This window comes from Gemmobacter aquatilis (genome assembly GCF_900110025.1).
Lineage (GTDB): Bacteria > Pseudomonadota > Alphaproteobacteria > Rhodobacterales > Rhodobacteraceae > Gemmobacter > Gemmobacter aquatilis.
Map to the genome: position 1 here is coordinate 178,802 of NZ_FOCE01000006.1, position 24,608 is coordinate 203,409.

Below are 24,608 nucleotides of genomic sequence, written 5' to 3' on the forward strand. Positions count from 1 at the left end.
GCCCCATACATGACTGCCGCCCGTGGAAGATGCAACATTTGCTCTGACCTTGGCCCGCGATCCCCCCGGAAATCGGACCGCCTGCGCGACATGCCCCCTTCAGGTGCCCAGCGCGGCCAGCAGATGCTCCACAAACCGCGCAACGGCGGGCCGTTCCAGCGCCGCCGTCTGACATTTCAGAAAGTTCCCCCGCCCCGCCGTCAGCGTCGCCGGATGCGCCGGAACCAGCCGCCCCGCCGCAAGGTCGGCGCGGATCATGTGCTGCCAGCCCAGCATGACACCCTCGCCCGCCAGCGCCGCCCCGATCAGCAGCGACACCTTGTTGGTGGACAGGCTCGATGCCGCCTTCTGCCAGCGGCTGCCCTGCGCACGGAACCATTCCTCCCAGCCCAAGGGTTGCCAGCCGATGGCCTCCGCGCTCCAATGCCGGTCGTGCAGATGCAGCAGATTGGCGCGGTTCAGGCTTTCCGCCTCGGCAAAGGGCCCATGCTGCGCCAGATAGGCCGGGCTGCACACCGGCTGCGCCACCTCGGGGAACAGGTAATGCAGCACCTCACCCACCTCGCAGCGCTCGTTCCCGCACAGCAGCGCCAGATCGACGCCGGAGTAATTGCGCAGCGTATCATCCTCGTCCGAGGCGAGGATCACGAAGCCGACCTCGGGATGATCGGCGCGAAAGCTGTCGATCAGCGGTTTCAGCCAGAACCCCGCCATGCCGTCGGTGGCCGAAACCGTCACCACCTGCGGCGCGGTATCAGGCTGCAACAGCGCCACGCCCGCGCTGATCGTATCCAGCCCCGCCCCCACCGCACCAAACAGATCGGCCCCGGCGCGGGTCAGGTCCAGCGCATTGTGGCGGCGGATGAACAGTTCCACCTCCAGCGCCTTTTCCAGCAGGCGGATCTGTTGGCTGACGGCGCCCTGCGTGATGTTCAACTCGCGCGCCGCAAGGGTGAACGACAGATGCTTGGCCGCCACCTCGAAGGTGGCCAGCGCGCCCAGCGAGGGCAGATGTCTGCGGCGAACTGGTCTCATGCCCCTGTCACTCCGCCCTTGCCTGCCATTCCTTCCAGCGAAGATAGAGGTTCGCGCCAATCGTGTCGAACGGATGTGGCGGCAGGCGGGCCGGTTCGGCCTCGGCGGTGAAAAACCCGGTGATGGCACTGGTCTGGCCGCAGGCCAGCTCCGCCGCGCCGATGCCGGTCAGCGTGCCGCGCGCCGTGCCCAGCCCGTTCTGCACGCAGGCCGAAAACAGCCCCGGCTCCAGCTCGCGCATCACCGACACCGCGTTTTTCGACAGGCACAGATGCCCCGACCACGCATGTTCAAACGGCAACCCGGCCAGTTGCGGAAAGCGCGCCTCGAATTTCTGCCGCATCTTGCGCGTCACGCGGGCCAGATCGGCGGCGCTGGTCTGCATGTCGGGCCGGTAATAGCCGCCCTGCCGGATCACGATCCGGTTGCCGCCCTGCGCAGTGGAAATCCGCCGCACCGTGCTGCCCATCGGATCGGCGGGCGTGGCGCCCCAGCAGTCCTGCCCGCCCAGCGCGCGCAACGCCTCGGCCGGGATTTCGGCGGTCATGCAGGCATTCAGCAGGATATGCATCAGCCGCCCCTGCTTGAAGCCAAAGCTTTCCAGATGGCCGTTATTCGCCAGAATCACCTTCGCCGCGGTGATCGCCCCGCCCGCGCCCAGCAACCGCCAGCCCGCGCCCACCGCCTCGAACCGGGTCACCGGGCTTTGTTCCAGAATCGTCACGCCCTCCCGCTCCAGCCCCTCGGCCAGCCCGCGCACATAGCCCGCCGGTTGCAGCATCGCCGTGCCCGGCGTGAACAACCCGCCCTGATAATAGCCGCTGCCGGTGATCTGCCGCATCACCTGCGCATCCAGCATCTCATGCGGTTCCTTCAGCGCCGCCAGATGCGCGGCATAGCTGACATTCGCCGCCATGCCGACACCCGACCCCGCCGCGTTGATCTTGCCCGACCGCTGAAAATACCCCGCCGGGATCGCATAATCGCGCACGGCGGCTTCCGCGAAATCAATCGCATGACGGTTCAGCCGGGTCAGCACCCGGTCGCGCGCCTCACCCGCCCCGGCATAGTCGGAGGAGGTGAGTTCATGCGGCAGATCAATCATGAAGCCCGAATTGCGCCCCGCCGCCCCTTCGGCCACACGGCCCGCATCCAGCACGATCACCCGCGCGTCCGGCGCGATCTGGCGCAGCCGCCGTGCCGCCGACAGGCCCGCAAACCCCGCGCCAATGATGGCCACATCGCAGCCCATCTCGCCCCGCAGCGCCGCACGCGGCGCCGCCGGGGGCAGGATCGCGGCCCAGCCCGCCGGGCCGGTATGGACAGGAAGACGGCGAACGGAACGCAGGCTCATTGCACCCTCACGCAATCGCGCTGTCGCTGGTATCGGTCAGGTCCAGCCAGATGGTTTTCAACTGGGTATATTGATCATGGGCATGGATGGAATTGTCCCGCCCGCCAAAGCCCGATTGCTTGTAGCCGCCGAAAGGCGTGGTGATGTCGCCCTCGCCAAAGCTGTTCACCGTCACCGTGCCCGCCCGCAGCATCCGCGCCCCGCGCAGCGCCCGCTTGCCATTGGCGGTGAAGATGGATGCAGCAAGGCCATAATCGGTATCATTCGCCACCGCGATTGCCTGTTCAAAGCTGGTGACCGGCACCACCGTCAGGATCGGGCCAAAGATTTCCTCGGTCGCCAGACGCGAGCCCTGCGCCGCCTCGACAATCGTCGGCTCGATGAACCCTTCGGCCACCACCTTGCCGCCCATCAGCACGGTATCGGCCAGTTCAAGATAGGCCGCCACCTTGGCGAAATGCGCCTTGGACACCAGCGCCCCCACCCGCACTTCCGGGTTCAGCGGATCACCCACAACCCATTCGCGGGCGTGCTGCGCCACCTTCTCCAGCAGCCGGTCCTTCACGCCGGTCTGCACGATCAGACGCGACGCCGCCGAACAGTTCTGCCCCATGTTCCAGAAGGCGCCGTTCACCACATGCGCCGCCACGGCATCCAGATCCTCGGCATCATCCAGCACGATGCAGGGGTTCTTGCCGCCCAGTTCCAGCACCACCTCTTTTAGGTTGCTGTCGGCGGAATAGTGCAGAAAGCGCCGCCCGGTCACGGTCGATCCGGTAAACGACACCATATCGACATCCGGGTGCCGCCCCAGCGGCTCGCCCACCTCGGCGCCAGATCCGGTGACCACGTTCAAAACCCCGCGCGGTAGCCCGGCGTCCGAGGCCAGTTCCGCCAGCCGCAGCGCGGTCAGGCTGGTTTCCGCTGCAGGTTTCACCACCACCGAACAGCCCGCCGCCAGCGCCGGGCCGATCTTCCACGCCAGCATCAGCAGCGGGAAGTTCCACGGCAGCACCAGCCCCACCACACCCACCGGCTCGCGCACCACCAAAGCGATATGGTCGTTGGAGGCGGGGGCGACCTGATCATAGATCTTGTCGATCAACTCGCCATGCCATTGGATGACATGGGCGGTTTCCGGCACATCCACGGTTTCGCAATCATAGATCGTCTTGCCGCTATCAAGGCTTTCCATCACCGCCAACTCGCGGGCATTGCGCTCGATCAGCTTGGCCAACCGCACCAGCACATCCTTGCGCGCGCCGGGCGGCAACCGCGACCAGCGGCCGTCCTCGAAGGCTTCGCGCGCCTTGGCCACCGCCAGACCCACATCGGCCGCGCCACAGGCCGCCACCGTGCCCAGCACCGTGCCGGTGGCCGGGTTCACTGTCTCGAAGGTCGCGCCCGAAATCGCCGGGCGATAGCCGCCGTCGATATAGGCATTCTGCGGCAGGTCCAGCGACGCGGCGATGGCGCGGTATTCCTCATGCGTCAGAAGATCGGTCATCTCAATTCCCTTCCCGGATCGCGGCAATCGTGGTTTTCAGCGTGCGGATCACCTGTTCCAGCGCGCGCTTTTCGTCCTTGTTCAGCCCTTTCAGCGGCGGGCGCAGCGGCCCGGCCTTCAGGCCCGTCGTCTCGATGCCATGCTTGATGCACTGGATGAACTTGCCGCCCTGCTCCAGCACCCGCATCAGCGGCAGCATGGCCGACATGATGCGCCGCCCCTTGGCGAAATCGCCCTGCAACACGCAGGTTTCATACAGATAGATGTGTTCTTCCGGCAGGAAGTTGGATCCGGCGCAGATCCAGCTTCGCGCGCCCCAGGCAAAGAACTCCAGCGCCTGATCGTCCATGCCGCAGGACATCTGGATATGCGGGTAATCGCGCGCCAGCAGATGCACCCGGTTGATATCGCCCGAGCTTTCCTTGATGCCGATCACGTTCTTCGACCGGCCCACCCGGTCCAGAAACTCCACCCCCATCTCCACCCCCATCCGGCCCGGATAGTTGTAGAGGATGATCGGCAGATCCGCCGCACGGTCGATCGCCAGCGCGTTCAGCGCGTTTTCCCGTTCCGTCGGCACCGAATAGGGCGGCGTGCCCAGCAGGATGCCATCCGCCCCCATCGCCTTGGCGCCCGAGGCCAGCGCCAGCGAATCCGGCGTGCGCAGCGCCCCGGTGCCGATGAACACCGGCAGGCGGCCCTTCGCGCGCTCCACCACGAACCGCGCGATCTGCAGCCGTTCTTCCACCGTTTCGGCATAATTCTCGCCGGTGGACCCGCCCGAGATCAACCCGTGAACCCCCGCCGTGGCCAGCCGGTCCACCAGTTCCGCCAAAGCGTCGAAATCCACGCCGAGATCAGCGTGAAACGGCGTGATGACCGGGGTATAGATGCCTTCCAGCCGATAGCGGACTGTCATGGTCGAGGCCCTCTCTTGCGATGTGCCGCCCGACCAGATGCCCGTCTGCCCCGGTCAGGCGCGGGGCACAGCCGCCCCATGGGCCAAGGGGTAATCCCGCAGGGCCCCGTCCCGCAAACGAGATTGCTTTGCGGCTTGGCATTAGCTGAACTGATGCCAATGCAGTGCCTGCCCCAAAAACCTGCAAGGCCGCCGCCGCATCCCGATCCGTCGCCCGGCGGCCCCCGGCCGCGCGGGCGCCCCACCCCGGCGCATTTTCCGCCGCCTGCCTTGCCCAATTCGGCACGATCCGCTGCCCGCCCCGCGCCTGCGGCACCCCCGCCTGCGCCCTGCCCCTATCCTGTCCCCGGAAAAGGAGACCGCCATGACCCTGCTGAAAACCCTCGACCCCAACCCGAGTTTCGCGCCCACCCACGCCCTGCCCGCCCCCGACCGCCTGATCGAAGGCACGCCCGAATTTTCCACCTGGGCGATGGACGAGGCGCGCGATGGCAAGATCAAGTCCGGCGTCTGGCAGGCCACGCCGGGCCTGACCCATTCGATCAAGGGCGAAACCTTCGAATTCTGCCATATCCTCGAAGGCGTTGTGGAAATCACCGAAAACGGCCAACCGCCCGTCACCTATCGCGCGGGCGACAGCTTCGTGATGAAGCCCGGTTTCGTCGGCACCTGGCGCACAATCGAAACCGTGCGCAAGATCTACGTCGTCGCCTATTGATCCGTATGGCGGGCCAAGCCCGCCATTCAGAACACGCGCGGCGGGGTCAGCCCGCCGCCACCTGCCCCAACCCGCGCAGCATGGCGCAGCAGGCTGCCAGTTCCGCCACCGTCACAAACTCGTCCGGTCGATGCGCCCGGTTGATCGAGCCCGGCCCGCAGATGATCGACGGCACGCCCGCCGCATGAAACAGCCCCGCCTCGGTGCCATAGCTCACCGATTGCAGCGCCGCTTTGCCGGTCAGCCGCTCCAGCAGTTCCGCCAGACCGCGATCCTCGGGCGGCGGCAGCGCCGGATAGCTGCTCAGCTCGTGATGCGACACCCGCACCCCTTGCAACCCCTCCAGCCGCGCCAGCACCTGCGCGGTAATATCCTGCGGCGCCTGCCCCGGCACCGACCGCACCTCCATCTGGATGGCACAACGGTCAGGAATGATGTTCACCGCAGCGCCCCCCCGCACCACACCGGCCACCACCGTCGAATGTGCCGGGGCAAACCGCGCATCAAACGGCCCCTCGGATGCCAGCCGCACCGCCAGATCGCGGATGAACAGCAGCACTTCCGCCGCCGGATAGATCGCATTCACCCCCAGATCGGGCTGCGAGCTATGCGCCGCCCGCCCCTCGATCACCAGTTCCACCGCCTGCTTGCCCTTGTGCGACAGCACCGGCACCATGTCCGACGGCTCGCCCACGATGCAGCCCAGGGGCGGCGCACACAGATCGGGCAGCCGCGCGATCAGATGCCCCACGCCCCGGCAGCCGATTTCTTCATCATAGGAAAACGCCAGATGGATGGGCCGCCGCAGATCCATCGCCAGAAATTCCGGCACCATGGCGATCATGCAGGCCAGATAGCCCTTCATGTCGGTGGCGCCGCGCCCATACAGCCGCCCGCCCTCGGCCCGCAGCCGGAACGGATCGCTGGCCCAGACCTGCCCCTCTGCCGGCACCACATCCATATGGCCCGACAGCACATAGCCCGGCACATCGCGCGGCCCGATAGTGGCGAACAGGTTCACCCGGTCGCCCTCCGGCCCCGGCAGCACCGTGCACTCCACCCCCAACCGCGCCAGATGCGCCCGGATGCACCCGGCCATCCGCGCATTGGAAACACCGGGCAGATCGGCAAGGGCAACAAGATCGGCAAGGATCGCTTCGGGCGTCATGTCAGGCTCCAGCAGGCTTTCGCCCATCATCCCCATGCGCCCCCGCAGATCCTGCCGAACCACCCTGCCCACCCGCAATTCCCTGCCGATCCGCCGCCCTTGCCGGACGACGCGCCCCGCCGCCCTGTGCCATAGTCACGGGAAGGAGACCGCCATGTTCCACACCATCCCCCCCGCAAGCTGGACCCGCGCCGACGGCTACACCCTCAGCACAGAGCGCAGCCGGATCGACATTGAAACCGTCGCACGCTTCCTCGCCGAACAGGCCTATTGGTCCACCGGCCTGCCCCGCCCGGTGCTGGAACGCGCACTGGACGGATCCCTGCCGATGGGCCTTTATGCCCCCGATGGCACGATGGCAGGCTTTGCCCGGCTCGTGACGGATTACGCCGTCTTCGCCTATCTGCGCGATGTCTTCGTGCTGCCCGCCCATCGCGGGCGCGGCCTGGCACAGTGGCTGGCGCTGACCATCCGCAGCCACCCCGAACTCGCCACGGTGACAAGCTGGATGCTGGCCACGCGCGACGCCCATGCCGTCTATGCCAAAGCGGGCTACGCCCCCGCCCCGCATCCCGAATACTACATGACCGTGCCGAAACCCGCCCCATAACCCCGGGTTATGGGCACCCGGCGCGCGACGATTGGCCCCCGCCCGCCCCTGCCGCGATACTGACCGCAGCAACAGAAGGGGGCACATCATGGGCTACAGGATCGGCGTCGATGTCGGGGGGTCGTTCACCGATTTCGCGGTGCTGGATGATGACGGCGCGCTGACCACGCTGAAAGTGTTCTCCCGCCCCGATGCCCCGGGGGCCGAAATCACCACCGGGCTGGACCGTCTGGCGCAGGATCACGGCATCGACCCGGCCGAGGTCCGCTATTTCACCCATGGCACCACCGTCGGCATCAATACGGTGATCCAGCGCAACGGCCCGGATCTGGCGCTGTTCACCACCCGCAACTTTGAAGACGTGCTGGAAATTGCCCGCCTCAAGATCCCGCAGATCCACAACCTGTATTCCAGACGCCCCGCGCCGCTGATCCCGCGCGACCGGGTGTTCGGCATCGCCGAACGCATGGGCGCCGATGGCACCCCGCTGCTGGCCCCGGCCCGGGCCGATGTGGCGCAGATGCTGGCGCAGGCACAGGCCAAGGGCGCCCAAGGCATCGTGCTCGCCTTCCTGCACGCCTATCGCAACCCCGCGCATGAACAGGCGGTGGCCGCGATGATCGCCGAACTGGCGCCCGGCCTGCCGGTCGTCACCTCCTCGGGCACCTGGCCAGTGATCCGCGAATATGAACGCAGCATCACCGCCGTGATCTCCGGCTATGTCCAGCCCCGCGTCGCCCACTACCTCGATCGCTTCGAATCCGCGCTGAAGGACAAGGGTGTCACCGTTCCCGCCCATATCACCAAATCCAATGGCGGGGTGATGGGCATCGCGCAGGCCCGCGCCGAATGTGTGCAGATGATCCTGTCCGGCACCGCCTCGGGCGTGATCGGCGCGGGCTGGCTGGCGCGGGAATGTGGCTTTCCCAAAGTGCTCAGCCTCGACATCGGCGGCACCTCCGCCGATGTCGCGGTGATCCTCGACGGCGTGCCGCAATATGGCACGGGCGAGGTGATCGGCGATTTCCAGATCCACATCCCCTCGGTCGCCGTCAGTTCGGTGGGTCAGGGCGGCGGTTCGGTCGCCGCCGTCGATGCCAGCGGAATCCTGACCGTCGGGCCGGAAAGCGCAGGCTCCACCCCCGGCCCGGCCTGCTATGGGCGGGGCGGCGTGAAACCCACGATCACCGATGCCATGGCCGTTTGCAATCTGATCGGCCACGGCGCCTTGGGCTATGGCGCGGTGCGGGTCGCGCAGGACGCCGCCCGCAGCGCCATCGCGCCGCTTGCCGCGCAACTGGGCGCCAGCGTTGAAGAAACCGCCGCCAGCGTCATCGAAATCGCGGTATCCGCGATGTATGCCGAGGTGTCCGGCCTGATCTCGCGCTTCGGCATCGACCCGCGCGAATTTCACCTGTTCGCCTTCGGCGGCGCCGGGGCCATGCTCGCCTGTTTCCTTGCGCGGGAACTGGATATGAAAGGCGTCGTCGTGCCCCCCACCCCCGGCGTGGTGTCCGCCCTTGGCGGATTGATCGCCGACCTGCGCAACGATTTCATCCGCACCCTGTTTCTGGATCTGACAGAAGACGGCGCCCGCGCCCTCGCCGCCCCCCTGGCCGAACTGGAGGAAACCGGTCGCGCCTGGCTCGCCGCGCAGGGCCATGCCGACGAAGCGCAGATCACCGTCAGCGCCGACATGCGCTATCTCGGCCAATCCTACGAGATCGAAACCCCGTTGCACCCCGCATGGCTGCACACCGCCAACCGCGCCGCCATCGCCGCCGCCTTCCACGCCGAACATGACCGCCTGTTCGGCCATGCCAGCCCTGAGGCCCCGGTGCAGATCGTCAACCTGCGCCTTGTCGCCTCTGCCCCCACCCCCAAACCCCGCCTGCGCCGCCCCGCCCCCGCCACCGGCCCCGCCCTGCCCAGCGGCAGCGTCACCGGCTGGTTCGACGGCCAGCCGCACGCGACCCCGCTTTACCCCCGCGCCAGCCTGCACCCCGGCCACCGGCTCCGCGCGCCCGCCATCGTCACGCAAGACGATACCACCACCGTCATCCCCCCCGGCTTCGCGCTGGAGGTCGATCCCTTCGGCAATCTCGTCCTGACGCGGGAGCTTTGACATGACCACCATCTCCCCCCGCAGCCTGCAAGTGCTGGCCAATTTCTGCGGCGCCGCCGCCGATGCCATGGCCTTCACCCTGATGCGCACCGCCCATTCGGCTTTCGTGAAGGAAACCGAAGATTTCTCCTGCCAGATCGTCACCCGCGACGGGCTCGCCTTTGCCAACCCCCGACAGTTCGGCGCGCCCTGGTATTCCGGCATCGACTATGGCCCGCTGCTCGCCTGCATCCCCAGCTATACCGAAGGCGACATCTGCATCACCAACGACCCCGAGGCGGGTCACGTCGCCACCCACACCCCCGACATCCACATCTGGAAGCCGGTGTTCTTTGACGGCGAACTGGCCTGTTTCGTCGTGGGCCATATTCACAACACCGATGTCGGCGGCGCCGTGCCCGCCAGCCTGTCGCGCAGCCTGACCGAAATCGCGCAAGAGGGCCTGCGCATCCCGCCGATCAAACTGGTGGAAAACGGCGTGCAGAACCCGTTCGTGGCGCAACTGATCCGCGCCAATGTGCGGATGCCCGATCAGAACCTTGGCGACCTCGCCGCCCAGATCGCCTCGGTCAATATCGGCGAACGCAAGATGCACGGCATCATCCGCCGCTTCGGCCTGCCCACCTTCCTTGCCGGCGTCGAAGCGATCCTCGATCATGCCGAGGCGCAGACCCGCCGCATCCTGTCCACCATCCCCGATGGCCGCTATGCCTTCGCCGATTACGCGGATGAGGACAGCCCGGCAGGCCTGCCCGCCCGCATCGCCCTGACGCTGGACATCAAGGGCGATGAAATCACGCTGGATTATACCGGGTCGGACCCGCAACTGGGCTCGTCGCTCAACATGCCCACCGGCGGGCGCGAACGCCACCCGCTGGTCATGGTCGGCCTGACCTATGTGCTGTTCACGCTGGACCCGACGCTCTGGCTCAACGCGGGCACGCTGCGCCCGGCCCGCGCCATCCTGCCCGAAGGCACCATGGTCAACTCCGCCCCCGGCGCCGCCATCGGGATGCGCTCGCTCACCTGCGCCATGACGCAGATCGTGACGGTCGGCGCCTTCGCGCAGGCCCTGCCCGGCCGCATCCCCGCCGCCGCCCCCGGTGGCAATGCCATCATGAACATCAAGACCGCCGCGCGGAATGGCCGGCCCATCATGGCCTCCATCGGCCCGGTCGGCGGCGGCGGCGGCGCCACCCCCTTTGCCGATGGCAGCGACGGCGCGGGGGGCGCCACCGGCTTTCTGCGCAACACCCCGATCGAGATCACCGAGGCCGAGGTGCCGATCCGCTTTCTGCGCTATGGCCTTGCCCCCGATACCGGCGCGCCCGGCTTCTGGCGCGGCGGGCTGTCGGCGGTGATGGAGTTTCAGGTTTCCGCCCCCGAAACCGTGGTCACCGCCCGCAACCGCAACCGTTCCGTCATGGGCGCCTGGGGCCTGATGGGCGCGGGCGAGCCCTGCATTTCGCGCTTCGTGAAAAACCCCGATACCGATCAGGCCATTGAACTGGGCAACACCGATCTGGTGCAGTGCGCCCCCGGCGATGTGATCCGCGTCACCGGCCCCGGTGCGGGCGGCTGGGGCGACCCGTTCACCCGGCCCGCCGCCCTTGTGGCGCAGGATGTGCAGCGCGGCGCCGTCAGCCCGCAGGCCGCCGCCCGCGATTACGGCGTGGTGATCCGGGACGGCGTGGTGGAGGCCACCGCCACCGCTGCCCTGCGCAGCGCCCCGCGCCCCGCGCCCGAACCCTATGCCTTCAGCACCGGCCGCCGCGCCTTTGAACAGGTCTGGACGGCCGAGCGTTACGCCCATCTCACCGCCTTCCTTGCCGCCCAACCCGTCGGCTGGCGCTTCTTCCTGAAGCACCGGGTCTTTGCGGCGGTGGCGGCGGGCGAAACCGATCTGCCCGCCCTGTTCACCCGGCTGCGCGCCACCTACGCGCTCTGACCCTTGCGCTGGCCGCCCAGATATGGCCCGCTGGCGGGATGAACGCCCGCCAGCTTGAACTCTTCCGCACCATCCTGCGCGACGGCACCTTGACCGCCGCCGCCGCCAGCCTGAACATTTCGCAGCCCGCCGCCTCGAAACAGTTGCAGCATCTGGAAGACCAGTTGGGCTACAAGCTGTTTGAACGCATCGCAGGCCGCCTTGTCCCCACGCCCGAGGCGCATCTGCTGGCCGATGACGCCAACCGCGTGTTCCGCGAGATCGAGGTGTTGCGCGATCTGGCGCGCCGGGTGGGCGAACGCAAGCTGGGCCTGTTGCGCATCGGTGCCAGCCTGCCGGTGGTCTGGTCGATCCTGCCGCCCGCGCTGCTGGCCTTCCGCGCCGCGCATCCGTCGGTGAAGATCCACCTCCACAGCCTCCCCGCGCGCGAGATTGCCGAGGCGCTGCGCGTGGGCGACATCGACCTTGGCCTGACCCTCTCGCCCCTGCTCGCCCCCACGCTGCGCTGCGAGGCGCTGGCGCCGGTCGCCCTCGCCGTGCTGCTGCCCGCGGCGCATCCGCTGGCGGCGCAGGACACACTCACCCCCGCCGATCTGGCGCCCTATCCGCTGATCTCTTACGGCAGCCACGCCACCATCGGCCCGGCGCTGGACGATGCCTTCCGCGAGGCCGGGCTGACCCGCGATGTCGCCCTGCAAGTCGCCTCCTCCGTCGCCGCCGCCCCCCTGGTCGCCGCCGGTCTGGGGGTGGCGCTGGTCGATGGGCTGGCCGATTTCCCCGGCCTGATCCGCCGCCCCTTCCGCCCCCGCATCACCATGAGCCTCAGCGCCTCGACCGACAGTGCCCGCCCGGTCTCCCGGCTTGCGCGCCCGTTTCTGGCCGCCCTGCGCGCCCGGATCTGACCGCAAAAACGCCCGCCCCCCGGTGTACAGGGGGTGTACGCAAAGCCGACGGTTGCGGACCACAGGGAATTGCGCCCGGCGCCGGACAAACAGAATATTCCACTGCGCCATCCCGGCCCCCGATGCAATCTGCGGCCCCCCCTCCGCTAAGCTGCTGCCAAGCCCAGCCCCGCCGGAGAATCCCATGAGCCTGTCTTTCGATCCCAATGCGCTGGAATTGCCGCATGGCCATTTCATCGGCGGCACCTACCGCCCCGCCACCGATTGCATGACCCTGCACCGCCCCTCGGATGGTCTGGGCTATGCGGGCCTGCCCATCGCCGGGGCCGATCTGGTGGACGAGGCGGTCTGCGCTGCAAAATCTGCCCTGAAATCATCAGGTTGGGGATCATGTCAACCGCGCGACCGCACCCGCGCCCTGCATCGCTGGGCCGATCTGATCGAGGCCGATGCCGAACATCTGGCACAGTTGGAGGCCGTCGCCTCCACCCGGCTCATCAGCCAACTGGTCGCGGGCGACATCGCGGTCACCGCCGAACAGATCCGCTTTTTCGCCGAAATGGCCGATAAGGAAGGCAGCGATCTGGTGCCGACGCGCGGCGATCAACTCGGCATGATCGTCAGCGAACCCTACGGGGTGGTGGGGGCGATCACCCCGTGGAACTTCCCGATCTCCATGGCCGGATGGAAGCTTGGTCCCGCATTGGCGGCAGGAAATGCCGTTGTGCTGAAACCCTCGGAAATGACCCCCTTCGCCACCCTGCGCATGGCCGAATTGTCGGTGCAGGCGGGGATTCCGGCGGGCGTGGTGAACGTGGTTCTGGGCGACGGCCCGACCACCGGAAACGCCCTGACCGGCCATCCCGGCATCGGCAAGATCAGCTTCACCGGATCAACCGCCGCAGGCGCGGCCATCATGGAAAACATAGCAAGATCAGGCATCAAGCCCATGACGCTGGAACTGGGCGGCAAAAGCCCGCAGCTGGTGTTCGCCGATGCCGACCTGACGCTGGCCGCCGATTGCATCGCCCGCAACATCCTGTTCAACGCCGGTCAGGCCTGTGTCGCAGGCAGCCGCGTGCTGGTGGATGCCCGCGTGGCCGAAGCCTTCACCGCAGCCCTGGCCGACCGGCTGAAACCCGGCCGGATCGGCCCCACCTGGGACGCCGCCACAGAATATTCTCCTGTCATCTCCGCCCGCCAGATCGCCCGCATCGAGAGCCTTGTGAACGCCGCAATTTCCGAAGGCGCCGAGGTTGTCACCGGCGCCAGCCGACTGGATCATCCCGGCTATTTCTACGCCCCCACCCTGCTGACAGGCGTCAGCCAGACCAACACCGCCGTCACCGAAGAAATCTTCGGCCCGGTGCTGACCCTGCAGACCTTCACCACCGAGGAAGAGGCCCTCACCCTAGCCGATCACCCCACATATGGTTTGGCGGCCGGCATCTTCACCCAAGATCTGTCACGCGCCATGCGGGTGATGAAACGGCTGGAGGCCGGGACGATCTGGATCAACCGCTATGGCCGCTCGCGCGATCACATCCTGCCGACGGGGGGCTACAAATCCTCGGGCATCGGCAAGGATCTGGGCCGCGACGCCTATCACGCCAACCGCCGCACCAAAAGCGTGCTGATCGACCTGTGAGGCAGACATGACCTATCGTATCGCCCTGATTCCCGGGGATGGCATCGGCCTTCCCGTGACCGAAGCCGCCATGGAGGTGGCGCAGAAAGCCGCGCCAAGCCTGCTGGAATGTATAACATTTCCATGGTCTTGCGAGTATTATCTGGAAACAGGCCGCATGATGCCCGAAGACGGGATCGAAACCCTGCGCAGTTTTGATGCCATTTTTCTGGGCGCCGTGGGCTGGCCCGCCAAGGTGCCCGACGCGGTGTCGCTGCATGGCCTGCTGCTGCCGATCCGCAAGGCATTTGTGCAATATGCCAATATCCGCCCGCATCGCCTGCTGCCCGGCGTGGAAGGCCCGCTGCGCAAGCAAGGCTTTGATATTCTTTGCATCCGCGAAAACACCGAAGGCGAATATTCCGGTGCCGGGGGCCGGGTGCATGTCGGCACAGCCGATGAGGTGGCGGTGGAAACCTCGGTCTTTACCCGGGTGGGGGTGGAGCGCATCCTGCGCTTTGGCTTTGAACAGGCCCGCAAGCGGCGCGGCAAACTGGCCTCGGTGACCAAATCCAATGCGCAGAAATATTCGATGGTGTTCTGGGACGAGATCACCGACCTGATCGCCGCCGAATACCCGGATGTGGAGGTCAGCCACTACCACGTCGATGCGATCTGCGCCCGGATGGTGATGGCACCGGAAACGCTGGATGTTGTGGTGGCATCGAACCTGTTCGGCGACATCTTGACCGATCTGGGCGCCGCCATTCAGGGCGGGCTGGGCTTTGCGGCCTCGGCCAATATCAACCCCGCGCGCAGCGCGCCGTCGATGTTTGAGCCCGTGCATGGCTCTGCCCCCGATATTGCCCATCTCGGCGTGGCCAACCCCATCGCCGCGATCTGGTCTGCTGCAATGATGCTGGATCATCTGGGCGCGGCAGATGCCGCCGCGCGGATCATGGCGGCCGTAGAGGCGACCACCGCGCAGGGCATCGGCACCGTGCCGGGGCAGGACCGGACCGCAACGATCACACAGGCCGTTCTGGCCGCGCTGGACTGAGGATTTCATCATGGATACAATGATTTACCCAAGCCTTCCGGGGCTGAAGGATGCGGGTCTGTTCCGGCAGGCGGCACTGATCGGCGGGCAATGGCTGCCTGCGGCCAACGGCAAGACCGTGGCGGTGACCAATCCGGCAACCGGCGCGGTCATTGGCACGGTGCCCGATGCTTCGGGGGCGGAAACCGCCGCCGCGATTGCCGCCGCCGATACGGCTTTTCAGGGCTGGCGCAAGCTGCCCCATGCCACGCGGGCCGCCGCGCTGGAGCGCTGGTTCGCGCTGATGGAGGAAAACGCCGAGGATCTGGCGCTGATCCTGACGCTGGAACAGGGCAAACCGCTGGCCGAGGCGAAAGGCGAGATCGCCTATGGCGCCAGTTTCGTGAAATGGTTCGCCGAAGAGGCCCGTCGCATCGACGGATCGGTGATCCCCGCCCCGGCGGGCGACCGGCAAATCGTGGTACTGAAAGAGCCGGTGGGCGTTTCGGCCATCGTGACCCCGTGGAACTTTCCCAACGCGATGATCACCCGCAAGGTGGCCCCGGCGCTGGCGGCGGGCTGCACCGTGGTTATCAAACCTTCGGAATTCACACCTTTTTCAGCGCTCGCACTCGGGGTTCTGGCCGAACGGGCGGGGATTCCGGCGGGGGTGATCAATATCGTCACCGGGATGCCTGCCGAGATCGGGGCAGAGCTGACCGCCAATCCGGTGGTGCGCAAACTGTCCTTCACCGGATCGACGCGGGTGGGGTCGCTGCTGATGGCGCAATGCGCGCCGACGGTGAAGCGACTGTCGCTGGAGCTGGGCGGCAATGCGCCGTTCATCGTGTTTGACGATGCCGATCTGGAGGCGGCGGTTGAGGGGGCGATTGCCTCGAAATTCCGCAACGGCGGGCAAACCTGCGTCTGTTCCAACCGGATTCTGGTGCAGGCCGGGGTCTATGATGCCTTTGCCGCAAAGCTGGGCGCGAAGGTTTCGGCAATGAAGGTGGGGCCGGGTCTGGAGCCGGGGGTGGAAATCGGGCCGATGATCAACGCCCCCGCCATCGACAAGATCGCCCGCCATGTGGCGGATGCGGTGGCGAAGGGGGCAAAGGTGCTGGCCCGTGCCGAGGTGCCGGAAGGCGGGCAGTTTGCGGCGCCGATGGTGCTGACCGGCGCGACCGAGGCGATGGAGCTGGCGCAGGAAGAAACCTTTGGCCCGGTGGCACCGCTGTTCCGCTTCGAGACCGAGGAAGAGGCGGTGCGGCTGGCCAATGCCACGCCCTTCGGCCTTGCCGCCTATTTCTACACCGAAAGCCACCGCCGCGCCTGGCGGGTGGGGCAGGCGCTGGAATTCGGCATGGTGGGGCTGAACACCGGCAGCATTTCGACCACGGTTTCCCCCTTTGGCGGGGTCAAGCAATCCGGGTTGGGGCGTGAGGGCGCGCGGGTCGGGATCGAGGAATATCTGGAAACCAAGGCGTTTCACATGGCCGGGCTGTAAGAAAGAAGGGGGGCGCTGCCCCCCTCGCCCGGTCCGGGCTCACCCCTCGGGATATTTAGACCAAGATGAAAGGGCCGGGTGCTATTGCACCCGGTCCAGCAGTTTGTAGTAGGTACCGACCAGCGGCAGGAACCAGGGCTGACCGAAATGTCCGGGCACCGCATTCCACGGAATATCCGCCCAGGGATTGCAGTCGATGCGGCCCGTCATCAGATCGGCCATGATCTCGCCCATATGGGTGGCGATCTGGGCGCCATGGCCGGAATAGCCCATGGAGTAATAGACCCCATCCGCCTGCCCCGCGCGGGGGAAGCGGTCCTTGGTCATATCGACCAGCCCACCCCAGCAATAATCGACCTCGACCTTGGCGAGTTGCGGAAAGATGCCCGCCAGCGCGGCCTGCAGGATGGCACCGCTTTTGGCATCCGACTGCTGATCGGAGCGGGCTGAGAAGCGGGCGCGACCGCCGAAGATAAGCCGGTTGTCGGGCGACAGGCGGAAGTAATTGCCGATATTGAGCGAAGTGACGCAGGTGCGGTTGCCGGGCATGGTGGCCGCGACCTCTGCCGGGCTGAGCGGGCGGGTGGCGAGCAGGAAGCTGCCCACCGGCACGATGCGGCGGCGGAAATAGCCGAAAGCGCCGGTGGTATAGGCGCCGGTGGCCAGAAACACCTTGTCGGCACGAATGGTGCCTTGCGGCGTTGTCAGATCCCAGCCCTTGCCATTGGGGCGGCGGGCAGTGACGGGGGCGTTTTCATGGATCACCGCGCCATGCCGTGCGGCGGCCTCGGCCAGACCCACCACAAAGCGGCCCATGTGCATCATGGCGCTTTTGCGTTGCAGCATGGCCCCATGGAACGCGTCAGAGCCCACCTCGCCCGCTAGATCGGCCTTGGACAGCATCGCGGTATCGGGATCCACCTCGCGGTGGATCGCGTCAAAATTGCGGGCGATGCTGTCGTAATGCGCCGGTTTGGAGGCGAGCTTCAGCTTGCCCGCGCGGCGGAAATCGCAAGCGATGCCTTCTTCGGCGATGAGGCGCTCGATGGTTTCGATACCCTGATCGAAGGCGCGATACATCGCCTTGGCCCGCTCGGCACCAAACAGGCCCTTGGCGTGCAGGAAGCTGTGGGCGATGCCGTTGTTCAGATGCCCGCCATTGCGCCCCGAGGCGCCGAAGCCGACCGTCCTTGCCTCCAGCACCACGACGCGGCGGCCCTGCTGCGCCAGTTTGCGCGCCGCCCCAAGCCCAGTGAAGCCCGCACCGATCACCGCCACGTCATAGTGACCGGAAACCGGCCCCGCCGTACCGCCAGTGAAGGCGGGGGCGGTGTCTTGCCAGTAGGAGTTGAACTGCATCGCCCTGCCCCCTTACAGCCCGAACACGCCGGGCAGGCCGCCGATATCGGTGATTTCCGTGTATTCGTAGAACGGGTTGGCGGGTTCGTGCTTGCGGTTCACCCAGACCTTGGACTTGATCCCAAGATCATAAGCCGTCATCAGATCATAGCGGAAGGACGAGGAGACATGGGTGATGTCTTCCGGCCCGCAGCCCAGCGCATCGAACATGTATTCAAAACCGTTCATCTGCGGCTTGTAGCTGCCGGTTTGTTCGGCGGTGATGACCTTGTAGAATGGCGCGCCCAGCTTTTCGACATTCGACATGATCTGGCAGTTCATCGCGTTGGACAGGATGACCAGCGGAATGTCTTTAGCCACCTTGGCAAGGCCTGCGGGCACATCCGGGTGCGGCCCCCAGGTGGGCACCTCGTTATAGATCTGCAGCGCGTCTTCGTCGCGGAAGACTACGCCGTTCCGCTTGCAGGTGCGTTCCAGCGCATTGTGCACGACCTCGGCATAGGGCTTCCAGGCGCCCAGAACCTCGTCCAGCCGGTAGGCCGCGAAGTTCTTGATGAACGTGGCCATCTTCGGCTCGTCCAGCATGTCGCCATAGATGCGGCGGGCGGCACCAGCCATGTCGAAATTGGTCAGCGTGCCGTAGCAATCGAACGTGATGTATTTCGGACGGAAGGGGGTCATTGCGGTTCCTCGGATCTGGTGGAGAGGTGGGGCGGCATCAGGAAGGCCGTTGACCGCAGTTTATGCCGGGCAGGCCACGCCCCCCCGCCGCAATGCGGCCCGGCCATAGCAGAAAACACCGTATCCGGGCAGGCGGGCGGCACAGAGTTGCGGCAGCCTCAGCCCAGGGACAGCGGACCAGGCGACGGGCGCTGCCGGGGCGTGGCACATCCTGCGGTGTGCCGGGGGCGGAACGGCGGAAGATTGTGCGGCGGGAGCTTCTGCCGATGCACCTGCGCCGGGGCAGCCCCTAATCTGGAGGCACGCTTGAGCTTTCAGCAGGTAGCCATGACCGACACACTCACCTTCGACCGATTCACCCCCGCCCATCTGGAGGGCGCACTGCGCCTGTCGCGTGAGGCGGGCTGGCCGCACCGGATGGAAGACTGGCGGCTGGTGCTGCAGATCAGCCAGGGCGTGGTGGCCCTGGACGGGGGCGATGTGGTCGGCACCGCGCTGGCCACGCCTTTTGGCCCGGTCGCCATGGCCAATATGATCATCGTCGATGCGCGGATGCGCGGGCGAGGCCTCGGGCGCCGCCTGATGGACCGGATGATGGCCGGGGTGGATGTACCGGAATGGCGTCTGGTGGCCACGGTCGAGGGCAAGCCACTGTATGAAAAGCTGGGCTTCCGTGAAACGGGCCACATTCTGCAACATCAGGGCATCGTTGGACGCCATGCGATGCCCGACGGGGTGGAATGGGCCAGCCCCGCCGATCTGCCTGCCATCGCGGCACTGGACAAGCAGGCGACCGGGGCGGATCGTGGCACGTTGATCGCCCGGCTGATGACCGAAGGGCGGATCGCGGTGATCCGCACGGGCGCCACGCTGACGGGATTTGCCGCCCTGCGCGCCTTTGGCCGCGGCGAGGTGATCGGCCCGGTGATCGCCGACTCTCTGGATGCGGCGCAGCGCTTGCTGTCTTTCTTCTTTGCCCAACGCGCCGGGGCCTTCCTGCGCGTCGATACCACGGCGGCGGCGGGGCTGGCGCCCTGGCTGACCGCGCAGGGGCTGGCCTCTGTCGGCGGCGGCGTTGCCATGCGTCGCGGCGATGCAACAGCCGCGCCCCCTTCTGCCACCGTCTTTGCGCTGGCCGCGCAGGCGCTCGGCTGACCCTTTCCCCGGAGATCAAAATGCTTAGCAATTCCCTCATCGAACTTGATCGCGCCCACCTGATTCACCCCGTCGCCTCGTGGCGCGGGCATGAGAAGGCCGGGGTGCGGATGCTGACCTCGGCCAAAGGCGCCACGGTCACCGATGCCAATGGCAAGACCCTGATTGACGGCTTTGCCGGCCTGTGGTGCGTCAATGCCGGTTATGGGCAAGAAACGGTGATCGAGGCTGCTACCCGGCAATTGCGCGAACTGCCCTATGCCACCGGCTATTTCGGGTTGGGGTCGGAACCGCCGATCCGGCTGGCGGCGCGGCTGGCCGATCTCGCGCCGGGCGATCTGAAACATGTCTATTTCACCCTTGGCGGCTCGGATGCGGTGGATAGCACTGTGCGGTTCGCACGCTATTACTGGACGGCCCGGGGTCTGCCGCAGAAGGATCAGTTCATCTCGCTGGAACAGGGCTATCACGGCTCGTCCACTGTGGGGGCCGGGCTGACAGCGCTGCCGGTGTTCCATGCGGGCTTCGGCCTGCCGATGGACTGGCAGCACAAGATTCCGTCGCATTATACCTATCGCAACCCGGTGGGCAGCGACCCGGCGGCGATCATCGCCGCATCGGTGGCGCAACTGCGCGCCAAGGTGCAGGAGATTGGCGGGGCAGAGCGGGTTGCGGCATTTTATGCCGAACCGATTCAGGGGTCGGGTGGCGTGCTGGTGCCGCCGGCGGGCTGGATGAAGGCGATGCGGGATGTCTGCACCGAGCTGGATATCCTGTTCATCGCGGATGAGGTCATCACCGGCTTTGGCCGCACCGGCCCGCTGTTTGCCTGCGCCGAAGATGGCATCGTGCCGGATATGATGACCTGCGCCAAGGGCCTGACCTCGGGCTATGTGCCGATGGGGGCGGTGTTCCTGTCGGACCGGCTGTATCAGGTGATCGCGGATCATGCGGGGGCGGCAGCCGTCGGGCATGGCTTCACCTATTCGGCGCATCCGGTCAGCGCCGCCGTGGGGCTGGCGGTGCTGGATCTGTATGAGGGCGGGCTGCTGGAAAATGGCCGCAAGATGGGTGCGCGGTTGCAGGCCGGGCTGGCCGGGCTGGCCGATCATCCGCTGGTGGGCGACGTGCGCGGGCGCGGGATGCTGGCGGCGGTGGAGCTGGTGACCGACAAGGCACTGAAGACCCCCCTGCCCGCTGCGGCGCTGCCTTCGCAGCGGATCTTTGACCGGGCTTGGGAGAACGGGCTGGTCATCCGGGCTTTCGGCAATGGCGTGCTGGGCTATGCCCCGCCGCTGTGCTGCACCGAGGCCGAGATCGACGGGATTGTAGAGCGCACGCGCCTGACGCTGGACCAGACGCTGGAAGATGCCGATGTGCGGGCTGCGCTGCGCTGATGACGGTTCTGTATCTGTCTGATCCGGCGCGCGGCGCCGTGTTTCAGGCGGCCTTTGCTGCCGCCCTGCCCGACATGCCGTTCCATGTCGGGCAGGCCCCCGATCCGAAGGCGGTGCGCTATCTGGTGACATGGACGGCGCCCGACGATCTGGCGGCGCGGTTCCCCAACCTGCGGCTGATCTTTTCGGTGGGCGCCGGGGTCGATCAGTTCGATCTGGCGGCGCTGCCGCCGCATGTGGGCGTGGTGCGGATGCTGGAACCCGGGATTCCGCAGCAGATGCAGGAATATGTCACGCTGGCGACGCTGGCGCTGCATCGCGATCTGCCGGCCTATCTGGGCCAGCAGCGCGCCGGGGTCTGGCAGGCGGGCAAGAACCTGCCCGCAGAAGAGCGGCGCGTGGGCGTGATGGGGCTGGGGCAACTGGGTCAGGCGGCGCTGGCGGCGCTGCGCCCCTTCGGCTTTCCGCTGGCGGGGTGGAGCCGCAAGGCGCGGCAGATCGAAGGGGTGGCGTGCTTCACCGATCTGGATGCATTTCTGGCCCGCACCGATCTGCTGATCTGCCTGCTGCCGCTGACGGCAGAGACCGAGGGCATCCTGAATGCCGGGCTGTTTGCCCGGCTGCCCCGGGGCGCGCGGCTGGTTCACGCCGGGCGCGGGCGGCAACTGGATCATGCTGCGCTTCTGGATGCGCTGGATTCGGGTCAGGTTGCCGGTGCCGTGCTGGACGTGACCGCGCCAGAACCCCTGCCCGCCAACCATCCGCTCTGGGCGCATCCGCGCGTGATCCTGACCCCGCATATCGCCTGCCAGACCCGGCCCGGTGATGGCGCGCGCCATGTGATCGCGGCAATCCGCGCCGATCTGGCAGGGCAGCCGGTCGCGGGGCTGATCGACCGGATACGGGGCTATTGAGCCGATTCCGCTGCATGGCGGTGATTCAGCACATTCTGCCGTGTGCCCGGATTTTTCGGCGTTTTGCCCCCGCAAAACTGGCCAAGAATGACCCAAGGACAAGACGGATTTCCTCCATGCTTGTCACAGAAGCCCGCAGCACAAGCCGGGCCAAGCCGATGGCAGAAAATTCTGCCGCACCACGGGGAATACGCCCGCCAAGGCGGGCAGGATCACAGGGATCACGCGATGCCAGCAAAACCGCTGACTTCTTTTCGCTATCTGAGCTTCGATGTCGTCGGCACGCTGATCGACTTCGAGGCCGGGCTTGTGGCCGGGCTGCGCGAAATCGCCGCTGAAGATGGCGTGGATATTGATGGCGAGGCAGCCCTGACGCTGTATCGCACCGCTCGCTATACGACGGATGCGCTGCGCTTTCCCGATGATCTGGCGCGGGTCTATGGGGCGATTGCCCCTGCGCTGGGGCTGCGCCCCGATCCGGCGCTGGGGGCGCGGCTGCGCGCCTCCGTCGCGGGGTGGAAACCCTTTGCCGACAGCGTGGCAGCGATGGCGCAGCTGCGCCAGCACTACCGGCTGATCGCCATGACCAACGCGCAACGCTGGGCCTTCGCGCATTTTGACACCGCCTTGGACCACCCGTTCCACGCGGCCTTCACCACCGATGATACAGGCACGGAAAAGCCCGATCCCGCGTTTTTCCATCAGGTGTTCGCCTTTGTCGAAACCGAGGGCGCCAGCCGTGATGACATTCTGCATGTGGCGCAAAGCCAATACCATGACATCGGCATTTCCCGCGCCTTGGGCATGACCAATTGCTGGATCGAACGGCGCCATGCCGTGCCGGGCTATGGCGGCACCATCGCCCCGGCAGAGTTCACGCCCCCCGACTACCATTTCACCTCGATGGCGGCGTTGGCCGATGCCGTCGCGATGGAATTTGTCTGAAACCGCCCGGCCCGCAGTTGCGGGCACAGGGCATAACACCGCGCTTCGGCGCATCAACAGGGAACGGAAGACATGACCAACAAAAGTGTCACGAACTGGACCAGCCGCGATGACGCGATGGTTGAAAACGCGATGCGCCGCGGGGCAACCCGCCGCGATCTGCTGCGCATGTTCATGGCGGGCGGTGTGAGCCTTGCGGCGGGTGGCACGATCCTCGGCCGCGCCTCGGCCGCGCTGGCCGCAACCCCGGTGCGCGGTGGCCATTTCAAGGCGGCGGGCTGGTCCGCCTCCACCGCCGATACGCTGGACCCGGCAAAAGCCTCGCTGTCCACCGATTACGTCCGCTGCTGTTCCGTCTACAACCGGCTGACCTTCCTTGATGAAACCGGCACCGTGAACATGGAACTGGCCGACAGCATCGACACCAGCGATGCCAAGGTCTGGACCATCAAGCTGAAATCCGGCGTCACCTTCCACAATGGCAAGTCGCTGACCGCCGCCGATGTGGTCTATTCACTGAACCGCCATCTGGATGAGAATATTGGCTCGAAGGTCAACTCGATCGCCAAGCAGATGGTGGAAATCAAGGCCGTCGATCCGCTGACCGTGCAGATCACGCTGGTTGCCGCCAATGCCGACCTGCCGACCATCCTGTCGATGCACCATTTCATGATCATCGCCGAGGGCACCACCGATTTCTCGACCGCCAACGGCACCGGCGCCTTCAAGGTCGAAGTGTTCGAGCCCGGCGTGAAATCCATCATGGTGCGTAACGAGAACTACTTCAAATCCGGCGGCGCCCATCTGGACAGCTTTGAATATTTCGCCATTTCCGACGACAGCGCCCGCGTGAACGCGCTGCTGTCGGGCGACATTCATCTGGCCGCCTCGATCAAGCCGCAGTCGATCCGCCTGGTGGAAAGCCAGTCGGGCTTCGATCTGTCCACCACCACCTCGGGCAACTATACCAACCTGAACATGCGCCTTGACATGTCGCCGGGCGACAAGGCGGGCTTCATCGAAGGTGTGAAATGTCTGCTGAACCGCGAACTGATCCAGAAATCGGTGGCGCGTGGTCTGGCCGAGATTGCCAATGACCAGCCGATCTCGCCGATGAGCCCCTATTACAACGCGGAACTGAAACCGCGCGCCTATGACCCGGAAAAAGCAAAGTCGCTGTTCGAAAAGGCCGGGCTGCTGGGCCAATCCATCCCGGTCGTGGCGTCGGAAGCGGCCACCTCTTCGATTGAAATGGCGACGCTGCTGCAGCAATCGGGCGCTGAGATCGGCATGAAGTTCGACATCCAGCGCGTGCCGTCGGATGGCTACTGGTCCAACTATTGGCTGGTGGCGCCGATCCATTTCGGCAATATCAACCCACGCCCGACGCCGGACATCCTGTTCTCGCTGCTCTATGATACCAATGCACCGTGGAACGAGAGCCAGTACAAATCGAAGAAATTCGACTCGATGCTGGTCGAGGCTCGGGGCGAGCTGGATTTCGCCAAGCGCAAGACGATCTATGACGAGATGCAGGTGATGGTGTCGAATGAAGCCGGCACCGCGATCCCGGTCTTCCTGTCGAATGTCGATGCGAAATCGAGCAAGCTGCAAGGCCTGAAAGCCAACCCGCTGGGTGGCCAGATGGGCTATGCGATGGCCGAATACGTCTGGCTTGAAGCCTGATTACAACCCCCT

Annotated in this window: 20 protein-coding genes; 13 read left to right on the forward strand and 7 right to left on the reverse strand. The window is 66.3% G+C overall.

The window, feature by feature from the left end:
- Nucleotides 1-99: 99 nt before the first annotated feature.
- The 4 genes from BMX43_RS12300 to BMX43_RS12315 are packed head-to-tail and all read right to left on the reverse strand — an operon-like array spanning nt 100 to nt 4,815.
- A complete protein-coding gene (locus BMX43_RS12300; protein ID WP_091301773.1) occupies nt 100-1,035 on the reverse strand; it encodes a LysR substrate-binding domain-containing protein in 936 nt (311 codons plus the stop codon).
- A 7-nt stretch (nt 1,036-1,042) separates the two neighbouring features.
- Nucleotides 1,043-2,389 carry an NAD(P)/FAD-dependent oxidoreductase gene (locus tag BMX43_RS12305; RefSeq protein ID WP_091301774.1) on the reverse strand — a complete coding sequence of 449 codons (1,347 nt, stop codon included), beginning with the start codon at nt 2,387-2,389 and terminating at the stop codon, nt 1,043-1,045.
- A 7-nt stretch (nt 2,390-2,396) separates the two neighbouring features.
- Nucleotides 2,397-3,896, reverse strand: a complete 1,500-nt coding sequence (locus BMX43_RS12310; protein WP_091301777.1) for an aldehyde dehydrogenase — start codon at nt 3,894-3,896, stop codon at nt 2,397-2,399.
- Between the two features lies 1 nt (nt 3,897).
- Complete coding sequence (locus BMX43_RS12315; protein WP_091301779.1) at nt 3,898-4,815, reverse strand: dihydrodipicolinate synthase family protein; 918 nt, start codon at nt 4,813-4,815, stop codon at nt 3,898-3,900.
- A 364-nt stretch (nt 4,816-5,179) separates the two neighbouring features.
- Between BMX43_RS12315 and BMX43_RS12320 the strand changes: the two genes are divergently transcribed.
- Nucleotides 5,180-5,533 carry a cupin domain-containing protein gene (locus BMX43_RS12320; RefSeq protein WP_091301782.1) on the forward strand — a complete coding sequence of 118 codons (354 nt, stop codon included), beginning with the start codon at nt 5,180-5,182 and terminating at the stop codon, nt 5,531-5,533.
- 46 nt (nt 5,534-5,579) lie between these two features.
- Here BMX43_RS12320 and argE read toward each other — a convergent pair whose 3' ends face one another.
- Entirely contained in the window at nt 5,580-6,773 is a 1,194-nt protein-coding gene (gene argE, locus BMX43_RS12325; protein ID WP_245749463.1) for an acetylornithine deacetylase, read from the reverse strand.
- Nucleotides 6,774-6,855: 82 nt separating this feature from the next.
- Here argE and BMX43_RS12330 point away from each other — a divergent pair, with 82 nt between their 5' ends.
- The 7 genes from BMX43_RS12330 to BMX43_RS12360 all read left to right on the forward strand — a co-directional run bounded on the left by BMX43_RS12330 (nt 6,856) and on the right by BMX43_RS12360 (nt 16,459).
- Nucleotides 6,856-7,311 (forward strand): GNAT family N-acetyltransferase, encoded by a 456-nt coding sequence (locus tag BMX43_RS12330; protein ID WP_091301784.1) that lies wholly within the window; start codon nt 6,856-6,858, stop codon nt 7,309-7,311.
- An 88-nt stretch (nt 7,312-7,399) separates the two neighbouring features.
- On the forward strand, nt 7,400-9,436 hold the full coding sequence (locus BMX43_RS12335; RefSeq protein ID WP_091301786.1) for a hydantoinase/oxoprolinase family protein: 2,037 nt from the start codon (nt 7,400-7,402) through the stop codon (nt 9,434-9,436).
- A 1-nt stretch (nt 9,437) separates the two neighbouring features.
- Nucleotides 9,438-11,384 (forward strand): hydantoinase B/oxoprolinase family protein, encoded by a 1,947-nt coding sequence (locus BMX43_RS12340; RefSeq protein WP_091301788.1) that lies wholly within the window; start codon nt 9,438-9,440, stop codon nt 11,382-11,384.
- Between the two features lie 38 nt (nt 11,385-11,422).
- Nucleotides 11,423-12,286: a LysR family transcriptional regulator gene (locus BMX43_RS12345; RefSeq protein WP_091301790.1), complete on the forward strand. Its 864-nt coding sequence runs from the start codon at nt 11,423-11,425 to the stop codon at nt 12,284-12,286.
- A gap of 184 nt (nt 12,287-12,470) precedes the next feature.
- On the forward strand, nt 12,471-13,934 hold the full coding sequence (locus BMX43_RS12350) for an aldehyde dehydrogenase family protein (protein ID WP_091301792.1): 1,464 nt from the start codon (nt 12,471-12,473) through the stop codon (nt 13,932-13,934).
- 7 nt (nt 13,935-13,941) lie between these two features.
- The gene (locus BMX43_RS12355; RefSeq protein WP_091301794.1) at nt 13,942-14,973 is read left to right on the forward strand and encodes a tartrate dehydrogenase; all 1,032 of its coding nucleotides are present in this window, start codon (nt 13,942-13,944) and stop codon (nt 14,971-14,973) included.
- A gap of 10 nt (nt 14,974-14,983) precedes the next feature.
- Nucleotides 14,984-16,459: an NAD-dependent succinate-semialdehyde dehydrogenase gene (locus tag BMX43_RS12360; protein ID WP_425431803.1), complete on the forward strand. Its 1,476-nt coding sequence runs from the start codon at nt 14,984-14,986 to the stop codon at nt 16,457-16,459.
- A gap of 81 nt (nt 16,460-16,540) precedes the next feature.
- On the opposite strand, the gene BMX43_RS12365 is transcribed toward BMX43_RS12360, so the two are convergent.
- Complete coding sequence (locus BMX43_RS12365) at nt 16,541-17,818, reverse strand: NAD(P)/FAD-dependent oxidoreductase (protein WP_091301796.1); 1,278 nt, start codon at nt 17,816-17,818, stop codon at nt 16,541-16,543.
- 12 nt (nt 17,819-17,830) lie between these two features.
- Nucleotides 17,831-18,499: a haloacid dehalogenase type II gene (locus tag BMX43_RS12370; protein WP_091301798.1), complete on the reverse strand. Its 669-nt coding sequence runs from the start codon at nt 18,497-18,499 to the stop codon at nt 17,831-17,833.
- A gap of 327 nt (nt 18,500-18,826) precedes the next feature.
- Here BMX43_RS12370 and BMX43_RS12375 point away from each other — a divergent pair, with 327 nt between their 5' ends.
- From BMX43_RS12375 to BMX43_RS12395, 5 genes are all read left to right on the forward strand, one after another.
- On the forward strand, nt 18,827-19,654 hold the full coding sequence (locus BMX43_RS12375; protein WP_091301801.1) for a GNAT family N-acetyltransferase: 828 nt from the start codon (nt 18,827-18,829) through the stop codon (nt 19,652-19,654).
- Between the two features lie 20 nt (nt 19,655-19,674).
- Nucleotides 19,675-21,051, forward strand: a complete 1,377-nt coding sequence (locus BMX43_RS12380) for an aspartate aminotransferase family protein (RefSeq protein ID WP_091301803.1) — start codon at nt 19,675-19,677, stop codon at nt 21,049-21,051.
- A complete protein-coding gene (locus BMX43_RS12385; RefSeq protein WP_091301805.1) occupies nt 21,051-21,965 on the forward strand; it encodes a 2-hydroxyacid dehydrogenase in 915 nt (304 codons plus the stop codon). The genes BMX43_RS12380 and BMX43_RS12385 overlap by 1 nt, the downstream gene beginning before the upstream one ends.
- Nucleotides 21,966-22,193: 228 nt before the next feature.
- The gene (locus BMX43_RS12390) at nt 22,194-22,910 is read left to right on the forward strand and encodes an HAD-IA family hydrolase (protein WP_091301807.1); all 717 of its coding nucleotides are present in this window, start codon (nt 22,194-22,196) and stop codon (nt 22,908-22,910) included.
- 72 nt (nt 22,911-22,982) lie between these two features.
- Entirely contained in the window at nt 22,983-24,596 is a 1,614-nt protein-coding gene (locus tag BMX43_RS12395; RefSeq protein ID WP_091301809.1) for an ABC transporter substrate-binding protein, read from the forward strand.
- Nucleotides 24,597-24,608: the final 12 nt, after the last annotated feature.

Coding starts and splice junctions, on each gene's coding strand:
- BMX43_RS12335 (WP_091301786.1), top strand. CDS start 7,400: ATGGGCTACAGGATCGGCGTCGATGTCGGGGGGTCGTTCACCGATTTC.
- BMX43_RS12375 (WP_091301801.1), top strand. CDS start 18,827: ATGACCGACACACTCACCTTCGACCGATTCACCCCCGCCCATCTGGAG.
- BMX43_RS12330 (WP_091301784.1), top strand. CDS start 6,856: ATGTTCCACACCATCCCCCCCGCAAGCTGGACCCGCGCCGACGGCTAC.
- BMX43_RS12315 (WP_091301779.1), bottom strand. CDS start 4,815: ATGACAGTCCGCTATCGGCTGGAAGGCATCTATACCCCGGTCATCACG.
- BMX43_RS12350 (WP_091301792.1), top strand. CDS start 12,471: ATGAGCCTGTCTTTCGATCCCAATGCGCTGGAATTGCCGCATGGCCAT.
- BMX43_RS12310 (WP_091301777.1), bottom strand. CDS start 3,896: ATGACCGATCTTCTGACGCATGAGGAATACCGCGCCATCGCCGCGTCG.
- BMX43_RS12320 (WP_091301782.1), top strand. CDS start 5,180: ATGACCCTGCTGAAAACCCTCGACCCCAACCCGAGTTTCGCGCCCACC.
- BMX43_RS12360 (WP_425431803.1), top strand. CDS start 14,984: ATGGATACAATGATTTACCCAAGCCTTCCGGGGCTGAAGGATGCGGGT.
- BMX43_RS12300 (WP_091301773.1), bottom strand. CDS start 1,035: ATGAGACCAGTTCGCCGCAGACATCTGCCCTCGCTGGGCGCGCTGGCC.
- BMX43_RS12305 (WP_091301774.1), bottom strand. CDS start 2,389: ATGAGCCTGCGTTCCGTTCGCCGTCTTCCTGTCCATACCGGCCCGGCG.
- BMX43_RS12340 (WP_091301788.1), top strand. CDS start 9,438: ATGACCACCATCTCCCCCCGCAGCCTGCAAGTGCTGGCCAATTTCTGC.
- BMX43_RS12365 (WP_091301796.1), bottom strand. CDS start 17,818: ATGCAGTTCAACTCCTACTGGCAAGACACCGCCCCCGCCTTCACTGGC.
- BMX43_RS12395 (WP_091301809.1), top strand. CDS start 22,983: ATGACCAACAAAAGTGTCACGAACTGGACCAGCCGCGATGACGCGATG.
- BMX43_RS12380 (WP_091301803.1), top strand. CDS start 19,675: ATGCTTAGCAATTCCCTCATCGAACTTGATCGCGCCCACCTGATTCAC.
- BMX43_RS12355 (WP_091301794.1), top strand. CDS start 13,942: ATGACCTATCGTATCGCCCTGATTCCCGGGGATGGCATCGGCCTTCCC.
- BMX43_RS12370 (WP_091301798.1), bottom strand. CDS start 18,499: ATGACCCCCTTCCGTCCGAAATACATCACGTTCGATTGCTACGGCACG.
- BMX43_RS12345 (WP_091301790.1), top strand. CDS start 11,423: ATGAACGCCCGCCAGCTTGAACTCTTCCGCACCATCCTGCGCGACGGC.
- BMX43_RS12385 (WP_091301805.1), top strand. CDS start 21,051: ATGACGGTTCTGTATCTGTCTGATCCGGCGCGCGGCGCCGTGTTTCAG.
- BMX43_RS12390 (WP_091301807.1), top strand. CDS start 22,194: ATGCCAGCAAAACCGCTGACTTCTTTTCGCTATCTGAGCTTCGATGTC.